This window comes from Pseudomonas solani (genome assembly GCF_026072635.1).
GTDB classification, from domain to species: Bacteria; Pseudomonadota; Gammaproteobacteria; order Pseudomonadales; family Pseudomonadaceae; genus Metapseudomonas; species Metapseudomonas solani.
Map to the genome: position 1 here is coordinate 5,246,934 of NZ_AP023081.1, position 19,106 is coordinate 5,266,039.

Annotated in this window: 21 protein-coding genes; 10 read left to right on the forward strand and 11 right to left on the reverse strand. The window is 67.3% G+C overall.

Annotation, left to right across the window (positions count from 1 at the left end; translation table 11 throughout):
* Positions 1-5: 5 nt before the first annotated feature.
* The 5 genes from PSm6_RS24030 to PSm6_RS24050 form a co-directional block, all read right to left on the reverse strand.
* Positions 6-776 (reverse strand): alpha/beta hydrolase family protein, encoded by a 771-nt coding sequence (locus PSm6_RS24030; RefSeq protein ID WP_265168436.1) that lies wholly within the window; start codon positions 774-776, stop codon positions 6-8.
* Positions 763-1,875, reverse strand: coding sequence for a DUF3182 family protein (locus PSm6_RS24035; protein ID WP_043244716.1), 1,113 nt, complete (start codon positions 1,873-1,875; stop codon positions 763-765). The genes PSm6_RS24030 and PSm6_RS24035 overlap by 14 nt, the downstream gene beginning before the upstream one ends.
* Positions 1,876-1,902: 27 nt before the next feature.
* Positions 1,903-2,328: a hypothetical protein gene (locus PSm6_RS24040; protein ID WP_021220771.1), complete on the reverse strand. Its 426-nt coding sequence runs from the start codon at positions 2,326-2,328 to the stop codon at positions 1,903-1,905.
* Positions 2,329-2,367: 39 nt separating this feature from the next.
* A complete protein-coding gene (locus PSm6_RS24045) occupies positions 2,368-2,628 on the reverse strand; it encodes a hypothetical protein (protein ID WP_021220770.1) in 261 nt (86 codons plus the stop codon).
* A gap of 71 nt (positions 2,629-2,699) precedes the next feature.
* Positions 2,700-3,077 carry a Rho termination factor N-terminal domain-containing protein gene (locus PSm6_RS24050; RefSeq protein WP_043244715.1) on the reverse strand — a complete coding sequence of 126 codons (378 nt, stop codon included), beginning with the start codon at positions 3,075-3,077 and terminating at the stop codon, positions 2,700-2,702.
* 329 nt (positions 3,078-3,406) lie between these two features.
* On the opposite strand from PSm6_RS24050, the gene PSm6_RS24055 reads away from it, so the two are divergent.
* Complete coding sequence (locus tag PSm6_RS24055) at positions 3,407-3,802, forward strand: DUF2513 domain-containing protein (RefSeq protein WP_021220768.1); 396 nt, start codon at positions 3,407-3,409, stop codon at positions 3,800-3,802.
* 32 nt (positions 3,803-3,834) lie between these two features.
* Positions 3,835-6,303, forward strand: coding sequence for a glycogen/starch/alpha-glucan phosphorylase (locus PSm6_RS24060; RefSeq protein WP_043244714.1), 2,469 nt, complete (start codon positions 3,835-3,837; stop codon positions 6,301-6,303).
* A 386-nt stretch (positions 6,304-6,689) separates the two neighbouring features.
* Here the strand turns inward: PSm6_RS24060 and PSm6_RS24065 are convergent, their stop codons facing one another.
* Together PSm6_RS24065 and PSm6_RS24070 are read right to left on the reverse strand one after the other, a co-directional pair.
* The gene (locus PSm6_RS24065; protein WP_265168437.1) at positions 6,690-7,115 is read right to left on the reverse strand and encodes a hypothetical protein; all 426 of its coding nucleotides are present in this window, start codon (positions 7,113-7,115) and stop codon (positions 6,690-6,692) included.
* Positions 7,112-7,369 carry a hypothetical protein gene (locus PSm6_RS24070; protein ID WP_265168438.1) on the reverse strand — a complete coding sequence of 86 codons (258 nt, stop codon included), beginning with the start codon at positions 7,367-7,369 and terminating at the stop codon, positions 7,112-7,114. The genes PSm6_RS24065 and PSm6_RS24070 overlap by 4 nt, the downstream gene beginning before the upstream one ends.
* Before the next feature lie 381 nt (positions 7,370-7,750).
* On the opposite strand from PSm6_RS24070, the gene PSm6_RS24075 reads away from it, so the two are divergent.
* Together PSm6_RS24075 and katE are read left to right on the forward strand one after the other, a co-directional pair.
* On the forward strand, positions 7,751-7,924 hold the full coding sequence (locus PSm6_RS24075; protein ID WP_081672301.1) for a con-10 family general stress protein: 174 nt from the start codon (positions 7,751-7,753) through the stop codon (positions 7,922-7,924).
* Between the two features lie 145 nt (positions 7,925-8,069).
* Positions 8,070-10,205, forward strand: a complete 2,136-nt coding sequence (gene katE, locus PSm6_RS24080; RefSeq protein WP_043244713.1) for a catalase HPII — start codon at positions 8,070-8,072, stop codon at positions 10,203-10,205.
* 39 nt (positions 10,206-10,244) lie between these two features.
* Here katE and PSm6_RS24085 read toward each other — a convergent pair whose 3' ends face one another.
* On the reverse strand, positions 10,245-10,874 hold the full coding sequence (locus PSm6_RS24085; protein ID WP_265168439.1) for an NAD(P)H-binding protein: 630 nt from the start codon (positions 10,872-10,874) through the stop codon (positions 10,245-10,247).
* 186 nt (positions 10,875-11,060) lie between these two features.
* On the opposite strand from PSm6_RS24085, the gene PSm6_RS24090 reads away from it, so the two are divergent.
* The 6 genes from PSm6_RS24090 (at position 11,061) to PSm6_RS24115 (ending at position 16,445) form a co-directional block, all read left to right on the forward strand.
* Positions 11,061-11,213: a PSPA7_2676 family Cys-rich small protein gene (locus PSm6_RS24090; protein WP_021220762.1), complete on the forward strand. Its 153-nt coding sequence runs from the start codon at positions 11,061-11,063 to the stop codon at positions 11,211-11,213.
* Positions 11,207-11,701 (forward strand): MgtC/SapB family protein, encoded by a 495-nt coding sequence (locus tag PSm6_RS24095; RefSeq protein ID WP_031288210.1) that lies wholly within the window; start codon positions 11,207-11,209, stop codon positions 11,699-11,701. Before PSm6_RS24090 ends, PSm6_RS24095 begins: the two co-directional genes overlap by 7 nt.
* 68 nt (positions 11,702-11,769) lie before the next feature.
* The gene (locus PSm6_RS24100; protein ID WP_021220760.1) at positions 11,770-12,012 is read left to right on the forward strand and encodes a hypothetical protein; all 243 of its coding nucleotides are present in this window, start codon (positions 11,770-11,772) and stop codon (positions 12,010-12,012) included.
* A gap of 20 nt (positions 12,013-12,032) precedes the next feature.
* Complete coding sequence (gene ku, locus PSm6_RS24105; protein ID WP_265168440.1) at positions 12,033-12,914, forward strand: non-homologous end joining protein Ku; 882 nt, start codon at positions 12,033-12,035, stop codon at positions 12,912-12,914.
* 28 nt (positions 12,915-12,942) lie between these two features.
* The gene (ligD, locus tag PSm6_RS24110; RefSeq protein ID WP_265168441.1) at positions 12,943-15,507 is read left to right on the forward strand and encodes a DNA ligase D; all 2,565 of its coding nucleotides are present in this window, start codon (positions 12,943-12,945) and stop codon (positions 15,505-15,507) included.
* A gap of 80 nt (positions 15,508-15,587) precedes the next feature.
* On the forward strand, positions 15,588-16,445 hold the full coding sequence (locus PSm6_RS24115) for an SDR family oxidoreductase (protein ID WP_043244704.1): 858 nt from the start codon (positions 15,588-15,590) through the stop codon (positions 16,443-16,445).
* Between the two features lie 460 nt (positions 16,446-16,905).
* On the opposite strand, the gene PSm6_RS24120 is transcribed toward PSm6_RS24115, so the two are convergent.
* From PSm6_RS24120 to acuI, 3 genes are all read right to left on the reverse strand, one after another.
* On the reverse strand, positions 16,906-17,133 hold the full coding sequence (locus tag PSm6_RS24120; protein WP_021220756.1) for a hypothetical protein: 228 nt from the start codon (positions 17,131-17,133) through the stop codon (positions 16,906-16,908).
* A 587-nt stretch (positions 17,134-17,720) separates the two neighbouring features.
* On the reverse strand, positions 17,721-17,960 hold the full coding sequence (locus PSm6_RS24125; RefSeq protein WP_265168442.1) for a hypothetical protein: 240 nt from the start codon (positions 17,958-17,960) through the stop codon (positions 17,721-17,723).
* Positions 17,961-18,110: 150 nt separating this feature from the next.
* Entirely contained in the window at positions 18,111-19,094 is a 984-nt protein-coding gene (gene acuI / locus PSm6_RS24130) for an acrylyl-CoA reductase (NADPH) (protein WP_043244699.1), read from the reverse strand.
* Positions 19,095-19,106: the final 12 nt, after the last annotated feature.

Genomic DNA, 19,106 nt, shown 5'->3' on the forward strand with positions numbered 1-19,106 from the left:
GGGGCTCAGGAGTAGAAGGCCGAATGGTGGGGAAAGTCGCCCACCCGCTCGCCGATCACCATCTCGCTGATCCAGTCGGTCAGCAGGCCGGTGTAGGCCTTCTGGCTGCGGTCGCCGCTCAGCGCGTGGTCGGCGCCGTCGAGGATGCGGTGGGTCAGCGAGTGGGCGCGCTCGAAGGCGGCGCGGTAACTCATGATGGTCGGGTGCGGCACGAAGTCATCGTGTTCGGATTCGACGATCAGCACATCCCCCTCGAAGGCGGCGCAGGCCGCCAGGGCACGGTTCTCGCTCGGGCGCACGGCGGTCAGCCGGTAGCTCGCCAGGCGTTGGCGGTTGAGGGCGTGCTTGGGCGTGTCCCACTCATCATCCCAATACAGCGCGGGTACCCGCAGGGCCAGCCAGCGCACCGGGCGCAGGGTGCTGAGAATGGTCGCCAGGTAGCCGCCGTAGCTGCTGCCGATCACCGCGATGGCCGAGGTGTCGGTGGCGGGGTGGCTGGCCAGCAGGTCATAGGCGGCGATCAGGTCGTCGAGGTTGTCGGCGCGGGTCACCGTCTGTTTCTGCACCTCGGTCTTCTCGTGGCCGCGCAGGTCGAAGGTCAGGCACACGCAGCCGAGCCCGGCGATGCCCTTGGCACGCGCCAGGTCGCGCTGCTGGCTGCCGCCCCAACCGTGGACGAAGAGGATGCCCGGCACCTTGGCGGCGGGGGTGAGGAAGGTCCCGGCGATCTGTTCGTTGGCGACCTGGATATCCACGCTTTCGCTACGCGACGCCATAAGGTTCCACCCTCGCGAATTTGCTGATGGGGCCGACTTCGGCATCGTCGCCCTGGTAGAGCAGGGCGGCCCCGCCCGGTATCTCGAACCCCGCGCCGTAGCGCTCGACGGTCGCCGCGCGGATGCACGTCAGCTGCGGGTCGGTGGCGAAGGCTTCGATCGCCAGTATTTCCGCCGCGCTGGCCCCGCCAATGCGCCAGGATTGCTCCAGCACCCCCGAGCGCAAATGGCCCCGGGCATTGATGCCTTGGGCGATGTCGTAATTGCGCCGCGAGGCGAGAAAGCCCGGGAAGCATGCCTGCGCCGCCTGCTCATAGGCCCGGGCCTGTTCGATGGCCAGGTACACCGGCTCGTCACCGGCCAGGTCCAGCAGATCCTTCCAGCCACCGCGTGCCACCAGCAGTTCCGAGCCGCCGTAGACGGAGACACCGCCATTGTCCTCGGTCAGCCCCTGGGTGCCGAAGTAGCTGGCGGTGATGCCGGCCACCTGCACCTGGCCGACGCTGTAGGTGAGGACGTCGTCCAGGTGCTCTTCCAGCACCAGGCCCCAGGTGGCGATCTCGTCGAGGTCCTGGGCGGCGACGGCTTCGCGCAGCTGGTTCTCGTCGGTCACCCGGCACTGGCCGCGCCCGGCGGTGGCGCGCACCGGCTTGACCCGCACTGGCCCGGACAGCAGCAGGCGGATGCCGGCCTGCATGGCGTCGTCGATGTTGAAGGCGCTGTAGCCGCTGAGCACCGCGCGCCCGGCCAGGTGGAAGAAGCCTTCCGACCAGCCCGGCGGCGCATGGGCGGAAGGGCCGGGCAGGGGATGGGTGATGGCCTTGGTGGCCATGAAAGGCTCGGCGACCATGCCGCCGAAGAAGTCGGCATCCGAACGGATGCCCAGTTCGCGGGCCTGGCCACGGCCGATCAGGGTGTCGTTGGGGATGAAGTAGCGCGCCCGCGTAGCGCTGTCCTGTCGATCTGCCAGGAAGGGCGTGTCGAGCAGGGCGGCGATATGTTCGCCGAGCCAGTGGTGCACGCGGCGTTCATGCTCGGGCGCGTCATGGCGGACATCGAGCAGGGCGACGCCTTCGCGCAGTGGTGGGGATTCAGGCATGGGGCTGCTCCTCGTGGCGACGGGTGATTAGGGGGCCTGCCAGGTGCCGCCGCCGCTTTCGCAATCGATCTTCGCCTGCGCCGGGTCCTTGGCCGTGTAGTGGTAGGTGACCACCTTGGCGTCGGCGGGGATGTTGGCCGGGTCGCTGCCTTCTTCGCCGCTGGACTGCGGGTTGGCCAGCGCCTCCTGGGTGAGGGCGCCCGTACAGCGGCCGAACCAGCCGCTCTTGCAATTGGCTACCTTGCGCTTGTCGCTCTGCAGCATGTCCTTGCTTTCGTTGCTGCAGGACCAGTCGACAGCGCCGGCTGGCATGCCGGAGTACTCGTAGCAGGTCTCGGTTTCGACGCCGGGTACCTGGCGGCTCACCGGGTGGGTCTCCACCTGGCAGGCATCGGCCAGCGCCAGGGGCGAGGCCAGGCAGGCGGCCAGCAGCAGGGGCATCCTCAGGGTCATGACGGTTCTCCTCGCGCACCCTTGGCGCGCCGTGTGCGGCTACTGCTGGAAGGGCGTTTTCACCAGGCTGGCCGGGTTGACCAGTTGCTTGCCCGGCGGCACCCGCTCCACCACTGGCAGCGGGTGCAGCTGATGCACGCTGGCGCGGGGGCGGGTACGGCTGATGCCGCGGTAGATGACGGCGGCGCCGACGATGATGTCAGCCAGCCCGAGCAGGCCACGGGTGGCGACGCCCTTGCGGATCAGCAGGATGCCGCCGCCGATGGCGACCAGGCGTTCCATGTTGGACGGTTCGGCCATGGGGTTCTCCTTGGTGGGCGCGGCCGGGAAGGCCGGCCGCGCGTGATCGTCGTGCGTGATCAGGGTGGCGGTCAGGCGGCTTTCTTCAGGACCTTGACCAGCTCGCTCTTGCGCATCCGCGAACGGCCGGGAATCTTCAGCGCCCGGGCGCGGATCATCAGGTCGGCCTTGCTGGTGTCCTCCAGGCGGGTGCCTGGGCGTGGGGCGCCATGCTTGGTCGCCACGGCACGACGGGCCGAGGAACGACGCGCCGCCGCCTTGCTCGCCTGCGAGGTGCTGCGGCCCGAGCCGCCGGCCTTTTCGCCACCGCCGGATTGCTTGTTGACCGTAGCCCAGGCGCGGGCTTCGGCTTCGCTCTGGGATACGCCCTGACGCTCGTAGCCTTCCTCGATATGGGCGGCCTTGCGCTTCTGGGCTTCGGTGTACTTGTCTTTGCTTCCGCGTGGCATATGAACCTCCGTGCGTCGCGTTCGACTCGCCCCGTGCGGCCTGTGCCGCTCCGGGGGCCCTCAGGTTTTCTGAATGGCCCGTGCGAGCAGAGTTCAGGTTTTTGCCGGCGGGCCATGACCGGCGGTCGCGGTGCAACGTGCGAAATGCACGATTAGGTTGAACTCTCGCCGCCCCCCGGCGGACTCACCTCCTAGGGGATGGAAGCGCGCTCCGCACCGGCTCCGGTGCGCCACCGCACGACGTTGCGCAGCTCCGGCCGAACTGTGCCGGGCTGCACCTCCTCGCACGCATGCAATCGCGCACCGATAGGGCATAAGGACACCGCGACATGAAAAGAGACTGGGACCTGATCAGGGCCTTGCTGCTGGAGATCGAATCACTCGGAACCGGCCAGCACTTCCACCCCCAGCCCTACGCCGGGCACACACTGGAGTCGGTCAGCCACCACCTCCACCTGATGTGCCAGGCGGGCCTCGCCGAGTGCACCGCGCATCACCCCTGGAACGGTGACCCGGTGATGATCGCCAAGGGCCTCACCCTGGCCGGCCACGACCTGCTCGACCCCATCCGTGATGACGACGCCTGGGAGGCGACCAAGGCCTTCCTGCAGCAGCGCATGGGTGGCATCAGCCTGGAGACGCTGCGCTCCACGGCCCGGCCGCCTGCCACGGGCGACACCGCGCGTCACCTGCGCCTGGCGCACAACGACGCACTGTTCAACTGAGGGCTCGCGCCTCATCAGCCAAGGAGCAGGACATGTCCACCGAGAAAGCCGCCACCCCGGCCGGCCCCACGCCGGTCGAGGCCTTCAAGCAGAACATCCTCGCCAAGCTCAAGTACGCGGTCGGCAAGGACCCGCGCAATGCCTACAGCCACGACTGGTTCGAAGCCGTGGCCCTGGCCGCCCGCGACCACCTGGTGGACAACTGGGAAGAGGCCGAGGCGCAGGTCGACCGCAAGCAGCACAAGCGCGTCTATTACCTGTCCCTGGAGTTCCTCATCGGCCGCCTGCTGGTGGACTGCCTGAGCAACCTCGGGCTGCTGGAAACCGCCCGCGCGGCCCTCGCCGAGCTGGACGTGGACCTGGACACCATCCGCCAGGTGGAGCCCGACGCGGCCCTGGGCAACGGTGGCCTGGGGCGCCTGGCGGCCTGCTTCATGGAAAGCATGGCGACCCTCGGCCTCGCCGCCCACGGCTACGGCATCCGCTACGAGCACGGCCTGTTCCGGCAGGTGGTCAGTGATGGCTGGCAGCAGGAGCACACCGAAACCTGGCTGGACTTCGGCAACCCCTGGGAGTTCGAGCGGCCCGAGGTCAGCTACAACATCGGCTTCGGCGGCAGCGTGCTCACCGAGGATGGCGAGGGCGAGGTGCCGCGCCAGGTCTGGCAGCCCAACGAAACCCTGCGCGCCATCGCCTATGACACGCCGGTGGTGGGCTGGCGCGGTGCCAGCGTCAACACCCTGCGTCTGTGGCGCGCACGGGCCATCGAAGACCTGCAGCTGGAGCGCTTCAATGCCGGCGACCACTTCGGCGCGGTGGCCGATGTGGTGCGTGCCGAGAGCATCTCGCGGGTGCTGTACCCGGCCGACAGCACCGAGGCCGGGCAGGAGCTGCGCCTGCGCCAGGAATACTTCTTCGTTTCCGCCTCGCTGCAGGACCTGCTGCACCGCCACATGACCAGCCACGGCGACATCCGCTCGCTGCCGGAGAAGGCGGCGATCCAGCTCAACGACACCCACCCGGCCATCGCCGTGGCCGAGCTGATGCGCCAGCTGGTGGATGTCTACCAGATCGAGTGGTACGCGGCCTGGGAAATGACCGTGGCGACGCTGTCCTACACCAACCACACCTTGCTGCCGGAGGCGCTGGAATCCTGGCCGGTGTCGCTGATGGAGCGCCTGCTGCCCCGGCACATGCAGATCATCTACCTGATCAACGCCTACCACATCGATTCCCTGCGCGCGCAGGACATCCACGACTTCGCCCTGCTGCGCTCGGTGTCGCTGATCGAGGAAGACCACGGGCGCCGGGTGCGCATGGGCAACCTGGCGTTCCTCGGCTCCCACAGCATCAATGGCGTTTCGGCGCTGCACACCGACCTGATGCGGGAAACCGTGTTCCGCGACCTGCACCGGCTCTACCCACAGCGCATCGGCAACAAGACCAACGGCGTGACCTTCCGCCGCTGGCTGTACCAGGTGAACCCGCTGCTCACCGGGTCCCTGGTGGACGCCCTCGGCGAAAACCTGCTGGACGCCCCCGAGGAGTTGCTGCGCAACCTCGAGCCCCATGCCGACAAGGCCGGCTTCCGCAAGCAGTTCGCCGCCCACCGCCAGCAGAACAAGGCGGCCCTGGCGCGTCTGGTGCACGAGCGCCTGGGCATTCACCTGGACACCGAGGCGATCTTCGATGTGCAGGTCAAGCGCATCCACGAGTACAAGCGCCAGTTGCTCAACCTGCTGCACACCGTGGCGCTGTACCAGGCCATCCGCAACGAGCCGACCACCGACTGGGCGCCACGGGTGAAGATCTTCGCCGGCAAGGCGGCGGCCAGCTATCACCAGGCCAAGCTGATCATCAAGCTGGCCAATGACATCGCCCGTACCATCAACGCCGACCCCACCGTGCGCGGGCTGCTCAAGGTGGTGTTCATCCCCAACTACAACGTCAGCCTGGCGGAGGTGATCATTCCCGCGGCGGACCTGTCCGAACAGATCTCCACCGCCGGGCTGGAGGCCTCCGGCACCAGCAACATGAAGTTCGCCCTCAACGGCGCGCTGACCATCGGCACCCTGGACGGCGCCAACGTGGAGATGAGCCAGCTGATCGGCGCCGAGCACATGTTCATCTTCGGCATGACCGCCGGCCAGGTGGAGCAGCGCAAGCGTGCCGGCGAGCTGGACATGAGCGCGGTGATCGCCGGCTCCGAGCGCCTTAGCGGTGCCCTGGAGGCGGTGCGCCGGGGCGTGTTCTCGCCGGATGACCCGCACCGCTATGAAGCCCTGGTGGAGGGGCTGGTGCGGGACGACCGCTTCATGGTCTGCGCGGATTTCGACGCCTACTGGCACGCCCAGCGCCGTGTCGACGCCGCCTGGCAGAAGCCCGCGCAATGGTGGAAATCGGCCGTGCTCAACACCGCCCGCGCCGGCTGGTTCTCCTCGGACCGCACCATCGGCGAATACGCCGCCGACATCTGGAAGGTGCCCACCAACCGGGATTGATCGGAGGAGAGGGGAGGGGCAGCCCGTCGGGTTGCCCCCGACCTACGACTGCAGGATGAACGCGTGTCGTAGGGTGTGCCGTGCGCACCTCCACACGGTGCTTCCGGCGAGCTCCCCTGTGTAGGGGCGACTTCAGTCGCCAAGCGACGCGCAGCGCCGCCGCTCTGTGTAGGAGCCAATTCATTCGCGATCGAGGGGCACCGCGTGCCGGGTTTCACCCGACCTACCTGTCGCTCAACCATCGTGCTCACCTGCGACACCGCCTGGTGGAGGTGAAAAGCGACCTCCACCCCACACCCGTGTGTGAGAGCGAGCTCATGGGTGAGGTGCAGCGGTAGGGTGGACGACGCTTCACCCGTCCACCACGCGGAGCATCCGCGACGGCCCTACCAGAACCCCGCCTGGCGGCGTTCGGTGACGTAATCCAGGGGCAGGGCGAAGGCCTTGAGGAAGAAGGCGGCGAGGCGGGTGTCGATCACCGTTTCGTTGATCGAAGCCAACTGCGCCGGCAGGGTGCGAGTTTCGTCGTTGAAGGCGTAGAACTCTTCATGCACCAGGCCCAGGTTGGCCGCGTCGGCGATGATCCGGTAGTGGCTGGTGCGCGTCCCCGGGTTGCTGGCGGCCAGGCTCAGCTGCGGGTGCAGCGGGTCGCTGCTGTCCATCTCCACCGTCACTTCGATGCCGCCCCGGCGGGCATGGCGCGCCGCTTCCTCGAACAGCGGCAGGGCCTGGCTGGCGAGGGCCGTTTCGACGTCGCGGAGAAACTCATGGGTCTTGCTGGGCGAGGTCGGCTCGGGTGCGGCTGGATTCATGGCAAGGCTCCATCGGGTTGCGAACACAGGGCCGACCACTCTTCCAGCAGCGCGGGCCCCAATTCGAATAGAGCCTCCTGATTGCCATAGGTTGCACGGGTAATGCCCACCACCGTCAGCTGCCGTTCGCCATCGTGCAGGTGAATGGTCAGGGTGCCATCCGCCTCCATCACGCAGTGGCCGTGGGTACTTGGCTGCAGGCGCTGGTTGAAGTGAATCTCGATATCGCGGGCACGGGGTTGGCTGCTGGGCACGGTGACTACCTCCGGTCGCAGGATAGGGGCGGCAACTCCGCTCCGGTGTCTTGCCTGTTTTCACCTTAAACCCCTGCCGACACGCGTAAATACTGGCCAACGGCCCAGGTACGGCATGGGCCGGGAATTGCCCGTGATTACATCAGCCTGCGCCCGCGAAATATGTCCCGGCAGTTAATTGACGACCATCTCTCTGATTGGCGCTCGCTATCGACACCCTAGTCAGGCTCATAGCCGCACTCAATCGACAGCCCCGCAGCCCGCGCCGAACGGGGCGCAAATAGTTAGAACCTCTCCGCAATGCTGCCCTCAGACCTTCTAGGCGCCGGTTTGGCGCCTGCTCCACCAACGTCAGATCAACGACCAGAGAGGACCTGTGCAATGGCTCAACATCGAGGCGGCAAAGGCAACTTCGCAGAAGACCCACAACGCGCATCCGAAGCCGGTAAGAAGGGCGGACATGTGAGTGGTGGCAATTTCAGGAACGACCCGGCACGCGCATCCGCAGCCGGCCGCAAGGGAGGACAGCGCAGCCACAGCAATAACAGTGACTGACGCCTAACGGGGGGCGGCGGCATGCGGCCGTCGCTCCCCACCCTTGCTGCATTACCTGCCACACCCGTGATTACCTGCGCACGCGCAATGCGTCGTCAGGCCCGGCGCCTGCCTGGGCGTCGATTCCAAGCCAGGAGAAAGCCCGATGCCCACCCAGAAGAAGACCGGCAGCCAACTCGCCGGTACCGACACCCCCGACCGTGAAAACAGCAACCGCAAGCTCGACCAACTGGAGGGCTTTCGCGAAGACGCTACCGACCAGGCCCTGACCACCAACACCGGCACGCGCATCGCCGACAACCAGAACAGCCTGAAGGCGGGCGAGCGCGGCCCCTCGTTGCTGGAAGACTTCATCCTGCGGGAGAAGATCACCCACTTCGACCACGAGCGCATTCCCGAGCGCATCGTCCATGCCCGTGGCGCTGCGGCCCATGGCTACTTCCAGGTCTACGAGCCGCTGGCCGAGCTGACCAAGGCCGACTTCCTCAACGAGCCGGCGAAGAAAACCCCGGTGTTCGTGCGCTTCTCCACCGTGCAGGGCCCGCGTGGCTCGGCCGATACCGTGCGCGATGTGCGCGGCTTCGCGGTGAAGTTCTACACCGACGAGGGCAACTTCGACCTGGTGGGCAACAACATGCCGGTGTTCTTCATCCAGGACGCCATCAAGTTCCCCGACTTCGTGCACGCGGTGAAGCCCGAACCGCACAACGAAATCCCCACCGGTGCCTCGGCCCACGACACCTTCTGGGACTTCGTCTCCCTGGTGCCCGAGTCGGCGCACATGGTGCTCTGGACCATGTCCGACCGCGCCATCCCGGTGGGCTACCGGGGCATGCAGGGCTTTGGCGTGCACACCTTCCGCCTGATCAACGCCGAGGGCCGCAGCGTCTTCGTCAAGTTCCATTGGCGGCCCCTGTCGGGCGTCTACTCGCTGGTCTGGGACGAGGCGCAGAAGCTCGCCGGCAAGGACCCGGACTTCCAGCGCCGCACCCTCTGGGAAGACATCGAAAAAGGCGACTACCCGGAATGGGAGCTGGGCCTGCAGGTGATCCCCGAGGAGGACGAGCATAAGTTCGACTTCGACCTGCTCGACCCCACCAAGCTGGTGCCCGAGGAACTGGTGCCGGTGCGCAAGGTGGGCAAGCTGGTGCTCAACCGCAACCCGGACAACTTCTTCGCCGAGACCGAGCAGGCCGCTTTCCACCCCGGCCACCTGGTGCCCGGCATCGACTTCAGCAACGATCCGCTGCTGCAGGGGCGGCTGTTCTCCTACACCGACACGCAGCTCTCGCGTCTTGGTGGGCCGAACTTCAACGAGATTCCCATCAACCGCCCGCTGTGCCCGTTCCACAACAACCAGCGTGACGCCCAGCACCGGCAGACGGTGAACAAGGGGCGTGCTGCCTACGAGCCCAATTCCATCGACGGCGGCTGGCCGAAGGAGACGCCGCCCGCCGCGCGCAGCGGTGGCTTCAGCAGTTACCACGAGCCGCTGTCGGGCACCAAGCTGCGCAAGCGCGCCGACTCCTTCGCCGATCACTTCTCCCAGGCGCGGCTGTTCTACAACAGCCTCAGCGAGACGGAGAAAGGCCATGTGGTGGCGGCCTACAGCTTCGAGCTGGGCAAGGTGGAGCGGGTGCACATCCGTGAGCGCCAGGTGAAGGAAATCCTCGCCAATATCGACCTCGACCTGGCCCGCCAGGTGGCCGAGAACCTCGGCCTCACACCGCCCCAGGCGCCCACGGTGCAGGTGCCGGAGATCGGCCTCAAGGCCTCGCCCGCACTGAGCCAGATGAACCTGCTGCCAGGCGATATCAAGTCGCGCAAGGTGGCCATCCTCATCGCCAATGGCGTGAAGGGCAGTGATGTGGAGTTCATCCAGGGCGAGCTGAAGAAGGCCGGCGCCAGCGCCAAGCTGCTGGCACCGAGTTCGGCACCGGTGAGCACCGCGGAGGGCAAGCAACTGGTGCCCGATGCCACCATCGCCGGGCTGCCTTCCATCGCGTTCGATGCGGTGTTCGTGCCCGGTGGCGACAGTGCGGCGAAAACCTTCGGCGGGGATGGCGATGCGCTGCACTACCTGCAGGAGGCCTACAAGCACCTCAAGGCCATCGCCTTGTGCGGCGCGGCGGGCGATCTGGCCAGCCAGCTGCACCTTGAGGTGGACGAAGGACTGCTCAGCGGTGCCGCCGCCAAGGACGTCACCAAGCCGCTGTTCGATGCCATCGCCAAGCACCGGGTCTGGGCGCGGGAGCCCAAGGCCAGGAAGGTACCGGCCTAAGCCATGCCGGGCGCCAGGGAGGGCGCCCCGCCTGGCCGATCAGCCCTGGATGCGCACCCGCTGGTGCCGGTGGGCCGCCAGCTGGCATTCGTCGAGCACGGCAGCGGCGAAGCGGCGCAGGGCGGTCACGGCATCGGGCTCGTTGCTGTGGGTGGGGGCGAGGAAGTCGTCCAGGCCGAACAGGTCCTCGCCACCCACGCTCGGTGCGTCCACCAGGGTCCAGCCCAGGGGGCTGTCCAGCAGGCGCTGTTGCAACTGCGCACCGGGCCCGTCCGGGTAGCCGGCGGTTTCATCCAGCCAACGGAAGTCACCGATCACCAGCAGGCGCTTGACCTTGGCCAGTGCCAGGCCGTCGAGCAGGGCGGTGATGCTGCGGAATTCCACCTCGAACCTCACCGCTGGTTGCCGGGCGCTGGCCAGCAGCGGCTGGCTGCACAGGTTGCACAGCACGGCGTCCATGCCTGCCACCGCATGGCTTACGGCCAGGGCATCGAAGGGGTCGCCGAGCTTGGTGCGGATGCCGGGGCGCGAGGGGACGGCGTTGAGGTCGTCGAGCAGTGCGGTGGCTTCCCATTGCCGGCTCAGGGCCTCCACCAGCACGGCACTGCCCAGGCTGCCGAGGGCGCCGAACAGGGCCAGCTTGTAGGCGGGTGATTCGAGGTTCTTCATGGAAATTCCTTGGCAGTGTTGCGGGGCTTGCCATCTAGACCCGGGGCACGGCGCAAAGGGTTCATGAATCGCTCCGAGCGGCTTTGCCCGTGGCCTGGCGGCAAAAAACAGCAAACCTTTGGCGAAGTGCCACAGTCGAAAAACATGAGTCCGGTATTCATACGGCACCCCGCCGGTGGAGGTGACATGACGCTCTTCTGTCTGATCGGTGGTTGTTCCTGGTCGCCCAGCACCTCGGTGCACATCGGCAAGGAAGACCTGCTCTGCCAGGTGTGCGCCCGCTGCGGTGCCTATCGCTACCTGCCCCTGACGGGCGCCCTGGAGCGCGGTGGATCGTGACCTGGTGGGACCAGGTCCTGGCGACCCTCGCCAGCGAGTTCTCCGACCTCGATGACCCCACCCAGGCGACCCGGGTGACCTTGCGCGTGCTGCTGGCCGCGTTGCTCGGCGGCCTGCTCGGCTTCGAGCGCGAGCAGCACGGCAAGGCGGCCGGCATCCGCACCCACATGCTGGTGGCCCTGGGCGCCGCGCTCTTCGTCCTGGTGCCGCAAATGGCCGGCGCCGAACACGATGCGATGAGCCGGGTGATCCAGGGCATAGTCGCGGGCATCGGCTTTCTCTGCGCCGGCACCATCCTCAAGCGCGACAGCGTGGCCGAGGTGAAGGGCCTGACCACTGCCGCCGGCCTCTGGCTGACCACCGCCATCGGCGTCACCGTCGGCCTCGGCCGCGAAGCCACGGCGGTGTTGGCGACCCTGGTGGCGCTGGTGATCCTCAACCTGGTGCCGCACCTGGTGGCCCGCCTGGAAAAGTTGGACAAGCGATAGGCGAAACTCTTTTCCGCCGACGCCACTCAGAACCTTGTGTGGCAGTCAGCAACAAGGAGCTTTTCGCCATGTTCAGAGACTTCAAACACTGCACCGCATGGACCGATGCCATGAGGGAAGGGCAGAACTACGTCGGCCTCATCGAGTACCAGCCCAAGCGCGAAGGCGCCGGCGTGCGCGTGCTCTGGGTGCTGACGCCGGGCTGTGTGTGCGAGAACGAGGCGGAGACCGCCGCCGACAACATGCTGCGCGAGATCCGCGACATCACCGTGGAAGGCAGCGTGATCTACAGCGACGGCGTGGCGCTCTAGGCCCGCCCGAGAGGTGACCCATGGCGCGTGCGATCTGGAAGGGCGCTATCAGCTTCGGCCTGGTGCACATCCCGGTGGGCCTGGTTTCGGCCACCTCGTCCCAGGGCGTGGACTTCGACTGGCTGGACAAGCGCAACATGGACCCGGTGGGCTACAAGCGGGTCAACAAGCGCACCGGCAAGGAAGTGGCCAAGGACGATATCGTCAAGGGCGTGGCGCTGGAGAAGGGCCGCTATGTGGTGATCAGCGAGGAGGAAATCCGCGCCGCCCACCCCGAGGCGACCCAGACCATCGATATCTTCGCCTTCGTCGACAGCGCCGCTATCCCCCTGCAGAACATCGATACCCCCTACTACCTGGCACCGGTCAAACGCGGCGAGAAGGTCTACGCCTTGTTGCGCGAGGCGCTCTCGGGCACCGCGAAGGTGGCCCTGGCCAATGTGGTGCTGCACACCCGCCAGCACCTGGCGGCGGTGATGCCGCTGGAGTCCGCGCTGGTGCTGGTGATGCTGCGCTGGCCCGCGGAGGTACGCGGGCTGGACAGCCTGGAGCTGGGCAGCGCGGTGACCGACGCCAAGCTGGCCAAGGCCGAGCTGGACATGGCCAAGCGGCTGATCAAGGACATGAGCGCCGACTGGCAGCCGGACGAGTACGTCGACAGCTTCACCGACCGCATCATGGAACTGGTGGAGCGCAAGGCCAGCCAGGGCCGCATCGAGGCGGTGGAGTCGCCAGCGGGCGAGGAGGAGCGGCGCAGCGCCGATGTCATCGACCTTACCGATCTGCTCAAGCGCAGCCTCGGCGGCAAGCCCGCCAGCAAGGCCAAGCCGGCGAAGGCGGCCGCCAAACCGGCGCGCAAGAGCAGCGCCAAGCCATCACGGAGCAAGGCCAAGGCTGGCTGAATCCGCATCCACGCCGAGGTGATCCGCCATGGCCCGCCGTTCCAGCGAATACAACCGCAAGCGCAATTTCGAGGTCACCTCCGAGCCCCATGAGGCTGGGCGCAAGGGCCGGTCCAGGGCCGGCGCGCTGGGTTTCGTGATCCAGAAGCACGACGCCCGCCATCTGCATTACGACTTCCGCCTCGAACTGGACGGCACCCTGAAGAGCTGGGCGGTGCCCAAGGGGCCGAGCCTGGACCCCAAGGACAAGCGCCTGGCCGTGCATGTGGAGGACCACCCGCTGGGCTACGCCGACTTCGAGGGCAGCATCCCGGCCGGGCAATACGGCGCGGGCGATGTGATCGTCTGGGATCGCGGCATCTGGCAGCCCCATGGCGACCCGCGCGCCGCCTACGCCGCCGGCAAGCTGACCTTCACCCTGGTGGGCGAGAAGCTCAGCGGCGAATGGAGCCTGGTGCGTACCCGCCTGCGTGGCAGTGGTGACAAGGAGCAGTGGCTGCTGATCAAGCAGGACGATGAGGTGGCGCGCCCGGCGGACGAGTACGACATCGTCTCCGCCGAGCCGGCCAGCGTGATCAGTGGTGCCGATGTGGGCAGCGATGCGCCGGCCGCTCGGCCGCGTGCTTCCAAGGGGGCTGGCAAGGCGGCCAAGGCGCGCAAGGGCGAGGGCACCGAACCGGGCATGCCCGACACCCTGGCGCCGCAACTGGCGACCCTGGTGGATGCGCCACCCTCCGGCGACTGGCGCTACGAGATCAAGTTCGACGGTTACCGCATCCTCGCCCGCCTCCGCGACGGCGAGGTGCGCCTGTACACCCGCAACGGCAACGACTGGACCGCACGCCTGCCGCTGCAGGCCCGCGACCTGGCGGCGCTGGACCTGGGCGACAGCTGGCTGGACGGCGAGGTGGTGGTGCTCGACGAGGACGGCCTGCCGAGCTTCCAGGGCCTGCAGAACGCCTTCGAGATCGGCCGCAGCCACAGCATCCTCTACTACCTGTTCGACGCGCCGTACCTCGACGGCCGCGACTTGCGCCAGCAGCCGCTGGAGGACCGCCGCGCCGCCCTGGAGCAGGTGCTCAAGGGCCACAAGCGCAGCCTGCTGCGTTTCTCCCAGGATTTTGTCGCCAGCCACGAATCGATCCTGGAAAGCGCCTGTTCCATGTCCCTGGAAGGGGTGATCGGCAAACGCGCGGGCAGCCCCTATCGCTCGGCCCGCAGCCCGGACTGGATCAAGCTCAAGTGCCGTCGGCGCCAGGAGTTCGTCATCGTCGGCTACACCGCGCCCAAGGGCAGCCGTAGCGGTTTCGGCGCTTTGCTGCTGGCGGTGCACGACGAGCCGGGCGGGGCGGAGCTGCGCTACGCCGGCCGGGTGGGCACCGGTTTCGACGAGGCACGGCTGGCCGACATTCTCGGCCGCCTGCAGGCCATCGCCCGCAAGGACAGCCCGCTGACCAAGGCCCTGACCGCCAGCCAGCGCCGAGGTGTGCGCTGGGTGGAGCCGCAACTAGTGGCCGAGGTGGAATTCGCCGAGTGGACCGCTGACGCCATTGTGCGCCAGGCGGCGTTCATCGCCCTGCGCAGCGACAAGCCGGCGGAGCAGATCATCCGCGAGCAGCCGCGTAGCGCCTCCAGCCTGAGAAAGGCCCCCGCGGCGGTCGCCGAGACGGCCGGGCAAGCCGGGGAGGGTGGCCGCCAGACCCTGGCCAAGGTGTCCATCAGCCATCCGCAGCGGGTCATCGACGACCAGAGCGGCACCCAGAAACTGGAACTGGCGCGCTACTACGCGGACGTGGCCGAGTGGGTGCTGCCGCACCTGAAGGGGCGCCCGGTATCCCTGCTGCGGGCGCCGGAGGGCGTCGGCGGCGAGTTGTTCTTCCAGAAGCATGCCGAGCGCCTGGCGATTCCCAATATCCGTCACCTCGACCCGTCGCTGGACCCCGGGCACGCGCGGCTGATGGAGATCGACACGCTGGAGGCCCTGGTGGGCGCGGTGCAAATGGGTGCCATCGAGCTGCACACCTGGGGCGCCACCAGCGACCGCATCGAGCGACCCGACCGCCTGATCCTCGATCTCGACCCGGACCCCAAGCTGCCCTGGAAGACCATGCAGGAGGCCACGCGCCTGACCCTATCGGTGCTCGATGAACTGGGCCTGCAGGCCTGGCTGAAAACCAGCGGCGGCAAGGGCATGCACCTGGTCGTCCCGCTGGCGCGCCATGCCGGCTGGGACGAGGTGAAGGGGTTCGGCAAGGCCATCGCCAGCTTCCTCGCCCGCCAGTTGCCGGAGCGCTTCGTCGACAAGATGGGGCCGAAGAACCGCATCGGGCGCATCTTCGTCGACTATCTGCGCAACCAGCGTGGCGCCAGTACCGTGTGCGCCTACTCGGTGCGGGCTCGGCCGGGGCTACCGGTATCGGTGCCCGTCGAGCGCGATGAGCTGGAGCGGCTCAAGGGCTCGGCGCAATGGACCCTGGGCAACCTGCGTCAGCGCCTGGACGGCCTGGATCGAGACCCCTGGCACGACTACGTCGCCCGCCAGCGCATCACCCGCGCCATGTGGGAGCGCCTGGAAGCGGTGCCGGAGGACTGAGGCCGCTGGGTGAATTTCTCTGAACCGGCCGCGCCAGGGCCAGTCCTGTTGAGTAACAGGCACTGATACGGGAGACGACCATGAGCGACGAACAGACCCTTCCGCCCCAGCACCAGGACCAGCAACCGGGCCAGGAAACCGAGATGCGCCCGCAGCCGCTGACCATCGGTGAGTACTACCAGGCCGCCGGCAAGCTCGACGGCATGACCGCCATCGTCACCGGGGCCGACAGTGGCATCGGCCGTGCCGTTGCGGTGCATTACGCCCGCGAGGGTGCCAACGTGGCGGTGCTTTATCTGAACGAGGTGGAGGATGCCGAGCGCACGCGCCTGGAGGTGCAGGCGGCGGGGGGCGAGGCGCTGCTGTTCGCCGGTGATGCGGCCGATGGCGAGTTCTGCCGCCGGGTCATCGAGGCGGTGATCGAGAAGTGGGGCAGGGTGGACGTGCTGGTGAACAACGCCGGTGAGCAGCATCCCCAGCAACGCCTGGAGGACATCTCCGAAGAGCAGTGGGAGCAGACCTTCCGCACCAACATCTTCGCCATGTTCCAGCTGACCAAGGCCGTGCTGCCACACCTGCGCCCGGGGGCCAGCATCATCAACACCAGCTCGGTGACCGCCTACAAGGGCAACCCGACGCTGCTGGACTATTCCTCCACCAAGGGCGCGATCACGTCCTTCACCCGCTCCCTGGCGCTGAACCTGGCCAAGCGCGCCATCCGCGTCAACGCCGTGGCCCCGGGGCCGATCTGGACGCCGTTGATCCCGTCCACCTTCGATGCCGAGAAGGTCAGCCACTTCGGCGCCGAAACACCCCTCGGCCACCCCGGCCAGCCGGCGGACGTGGCCCCGGCCTACGTCTACCTCGCCAGTGCCGATTCCGCCTATGTCAGCGGCCAAGTGCTGCACGTGAACGGCGGCATCGTGGTGAACGGCTAGGGCGTCACGCGGCGATGTTCGTGTGAGGCTTAAGCCGCGAAAGACCTGCAGCAGGCACTGGGTCACGAGCCGGCCTGACACTCCATCGCGAATGAATTCGCTCCCACGAGGTGGGCATGCGTGTGGGCTGCAAGGTCGCTTGGTGGATGAGAAGAGCGCCATCCACCTTACACCCCGGTTGGCTTCGTGGTTCGGGCTGGGCACGGTGCCGTAGGTTGGCGCCGAGCGTAGTGAGGCCCAACGCAGCGATGTTCGGCCCCGCTGCAGGCCCTTCCCGTGGGAGCGGCTTGAGCCGCGAAAGACCTGCAGCAGGCACTGGGCCACGAGTTGGCCGGACACTCCATCGCAAATGAATTCGCTCCTACAACAAGTGGTGCCACACCCGACGGCACCAACCGTGGTAAATCGCAGGCAAGAAAAAGCCCCGCTTATGCGGGGCTTTGGGTCGACGTGCCTGGCGTCAGGCGGCGAGGGCGCGTTGGGCGCGATCGATCACCTGCTGAAGCTGGCTGGAGTTGCTGTACTGCTCCGGGTAGATGCGCTGGCTGTGGCAGGCGACACCGTACTCGCTGACGATGGTGAAGCTGAAGCCGCCCTTGCGGGAAGGCGCGTTGATCTGGCACTGGAGCGGCGCAAATGCGCGGGTAAGGGTGGTAATGGCTTGTTCGGCCTGGTGGTGGATAGTCATATTGTTAGGTCCTGCAAAGTGCGGCAATCAGGCCGCGTAATAAAACTCCGAATCCGTCGCCCACCTTGGGCACACCGGATGATCCTTATCGGAGCGAATGAGCTGGCGGAAAGTTCCGCCTGTGAGCGGAGCGTGCCAGCCAAGTACTTTGGATGCCAGGTTGTAATCGTGGGCAAGGTTCCGGCCCGGTGATTGTCCTGATCAGACTTCTGGATGGGAGGCCAGGACGAATGCGCTGCCAGTGATTGGCGGGAGGCATGGGTCAGGTAACCATCGAGGAGACCGGCGTCGCGATGCGCATGAGAAGCGCTGGCTGCGACTGGCCGGATTGACTTACAGCTTGGTACTAGGTGCGCGATCATACGGCAAGCTCCGTTGATTGGATAGGGCCACCCGGGCCCAGATGTATCCGAATCTTTCCTTTTTCTACCCCTTCTTCATGACAATCCGTCGATTCTGCTTCCCGCCCCTGTGACCGCCCAGCGGACGCGTCCGATTCGCGGGCAAAAAAAAGCAGCTCGGGGGGTGAGCTGCATATTGGCCAAAGGGGGGAGTGGCCATGGGAGGAGCATGCAATCTGGGGTGACTCAGCCCTTGCTCGGCTGCACGTCGCGGATGGCGTTGGACATCCGTTGATCCTGTTTCAGCAGCGCCCGGCGGACCTTGGCCAACTGCTCGGGCGGCAGGCCGCTCTTGCCGAACATCTCCAGGGCGAACTGGCGGACCTGCGCATCGGTGTAGGGCGTTTCCTCGCTGTGTTGCGGCGAGGCGCAGCCAGCGAGCGCGAGGGTGGCGAGCAGGGCGATGAGTACGATCGACGTGTGCATCTGGCCCTCCTGTTCGGCTGTCTGCGTTGCGATGGGCGCAGATTAGCCAAGCGGCGGTCGGGGCAGAAATCATCAAGCTTGATAGTGATTATCGGGGCAGCGCATCGTGCGCCGCAGAGGGCGCCGCCAGGCTGGCGGCGCCCGGAAGGGTCAGCGGTTGACGTCCACCACCACGCGGCCACGCACGCGGCCTTCGAGCAGTTCGCTGGCGCTGAGCACGGCCTCGCCCAGGCCGATCTCGCTGGTGATCTCGTCCAGCAGCGCCAGGTCGAGGTCACGTACCAGGCGGTCCCAGGCCTCGATGCGGTCGGCGCGCGGGCGCATCACGCTGTCGATACCGGCCAGGGTCACGCCGCGCAGGATGAAGGGCGCAACGCTGGCGGGGAAGTCCATGCCCTGGGCCAGGCCACAGGCGGCAACGGCGCCGCCGTAGCGGATGCCGGCGCAGACGTTGGCCAGGGTGTGGCTGCCCACCGAGTCGACGGCGCCGGCCCAGCGTTCCTTGCCCAGCGGCCGGCCGGGCTCGGAGAGGCTGGCGCGGTCGATGATCTCCGCAGCGCCCAGGTGCTTGAGGTACTCCGCTTCCTGGGGCCGGCCGGTGGAGGCCGCCACCTGGTAGCCGAGGCGGGCGAGCAGGGCGATGGCGAAGCTGCCGACACCGCCGTTGGCGCCGGTCACCAGCACCGGGCCCTTGTCCGGGGTCACGCCGTTGCGCTCCAGGGCCAGCACCGAAAGCATCGCGGTGTAGCCGGCGGTGCCGATGGCCATCGCCTGGCGCGGGGTGAAGCCAGCAGGCAGGGGGATCAGCCAGTCGCCGTTGAGGCGCGCCTTCTGCGCCAGGCCGCCCCAGTGGGTCTCGCCCACGCCCCAGCCGTTGAGCAGCACGCGGTCACCGGCCTTGAAGGCGGGGTTGTCGCTGGCTTCCACGGTGCCGGCCAGGTCGATGCCGGCGACCATGGGGAATTTGCGCACCACCGGGCCCTTGCCGGTGATGGCCAGGCCGTCCTTGTAGTTCAGGGTGCTGTAGTCGACCTGCACGGTGACGTCGCCCTCGGGCAGCTGCGCCTCGTCCAGCTCGGCCAGCGTGGCGCGGTAGCCCGCGTCGACCTTGTCGATCAGGATGCCTTTGAACATCGGTTGTCTCCT

Bases quoted from the DNA above. Each gene is read 5' to 3' on its own strand.
- PSm6_RS24030 (WP_265168436.1), bottom strand. From the start codon at position 776: ATGGCGTCGCGTAGCGAAAGCGTGGATATCCAGGTCGCCAACGAACAG.
- PSm6_RS24035 (WP_043244716.1), bottom strand. From the start codon at position 1,875: ATGCCTGAATCCCCACCACTGCGCGAAGGCGTCGCCCTGCTCGATGTC.
- PSm6_RS24040 (WP_021220771.1), bottom strand. From the start codon at position 2,328: ATGACCCTGAGGATGCCCCTGCTGCTGGCCGCCTGCCTGGCCTCGCCC.
- PSm6_RS24045 (WP_021220770.1), bottom strand. From the start codon at position 2,628: ATGGCCGAACCGTCCAACATGGAACGCCTGGTCGCCATCGGCGGCGGC.
- PSm6_RS24050 (WP_043244715.1), bottom strand. From the start codon at position 3,077: ATGCCACGCGGAAGCAAAGACAAGTACACCGAAGCCCAGAAGCGCAAG.
- PSm6_RS24055 (WP_021220768.1), top strand. From the start codon at position 3,407: ATGAAAAGAGACTGGGACCTGATCAGGGCCTTGCTGCTGGAGATCGAA.
- PSm6_RS24060 (WP_043244714.1), top strand. From the start codon at position 3,835: ATGTCCACCGAGAAAGCCGCCACCCCGGCCGGCCCCACGCCGGTCGAG.
- PSm6_RS24065 (WP_265168437.1), bottom strand. From the start codon at position 7,115: ATGAATCCAGCCGCACCCGAGCCGACCTCGCCCAGCAAGACCCATGAG.
- PSm6_RS24075 (WP_081672301.1), top strand. From the start codon at position 7,751: ATGGCTCAACATCGAGGCGGCAAAGGCAACTTCGCAGAAGACCCACAA.
- katE (WP_043244713.1), top strand. From the start codon at position 8,070: ATGCCCACCCAGAAGAAGACCGGCAGCCAACTCGCCGGTACCGACACC.
- PSm6_RS24085 (WP_265168439.1), bottom strand. From the start codon at position 10,874: ATGAAGAACCTCGAATCACCCGCCTACAAGCTGGCCCTGTTCGGCGCC.
- PSm6_RS24090 (WP_021220762.1), top strand. From the start codon at position 11,061: ATGACGCTCTTCTGTCTGATCGGTGGTTGTTCCTGGTCGCCCAGCACC.
- PSm6_RS24100 (WP_021220760.1), top strand. From the start codon at position 11,770: ATGTTCAGAGACTTCAAACACTGCACCGCATGGACCGATGCCATGAGG.
- ku (WP_265168440.1), top strand. From the start codon at position 12,033: ATGGCGCGTGCGATCTGGAAGGGCGCTATCAGCTTCGGCCTGGTGCAC.
- ligD (WP_265168441.1), top strand. From the start codon at position 12,943: ATGGCCCGCCGTTCCAGCGAATACAACCGCAAGCGCAATTTCGAGGTC.
- PSm6_RS24115 (WP_043244704.1), top strand. From the start codon at position 15,588: ATGAGCGACGAACAGACCCTTCCGCCCCAGCACCAGGACCAGCAACCG.
- PSm6_RS24120 (WP_021220756.1), bottom strand. From the start codon at position 17,133: ATGACTATCCACCACCAGGCCGAACAAGCCATTACCACCCTTACCCGC.
- PSm6_RS24125 (WP_265168442.1), bottom strand. From the start codon at position 17,960: ATGCACACGTCGATCGTACTCATCGCCCTGCTCGCCACCCTCGCGCTC.
- acuI (WP_043244699.1), bottom strand. From the start codon at position 19,094: ATGTTCAAAGGCATCCTGATCGACAAGGTCGACGCGGGCTACCGCGCC.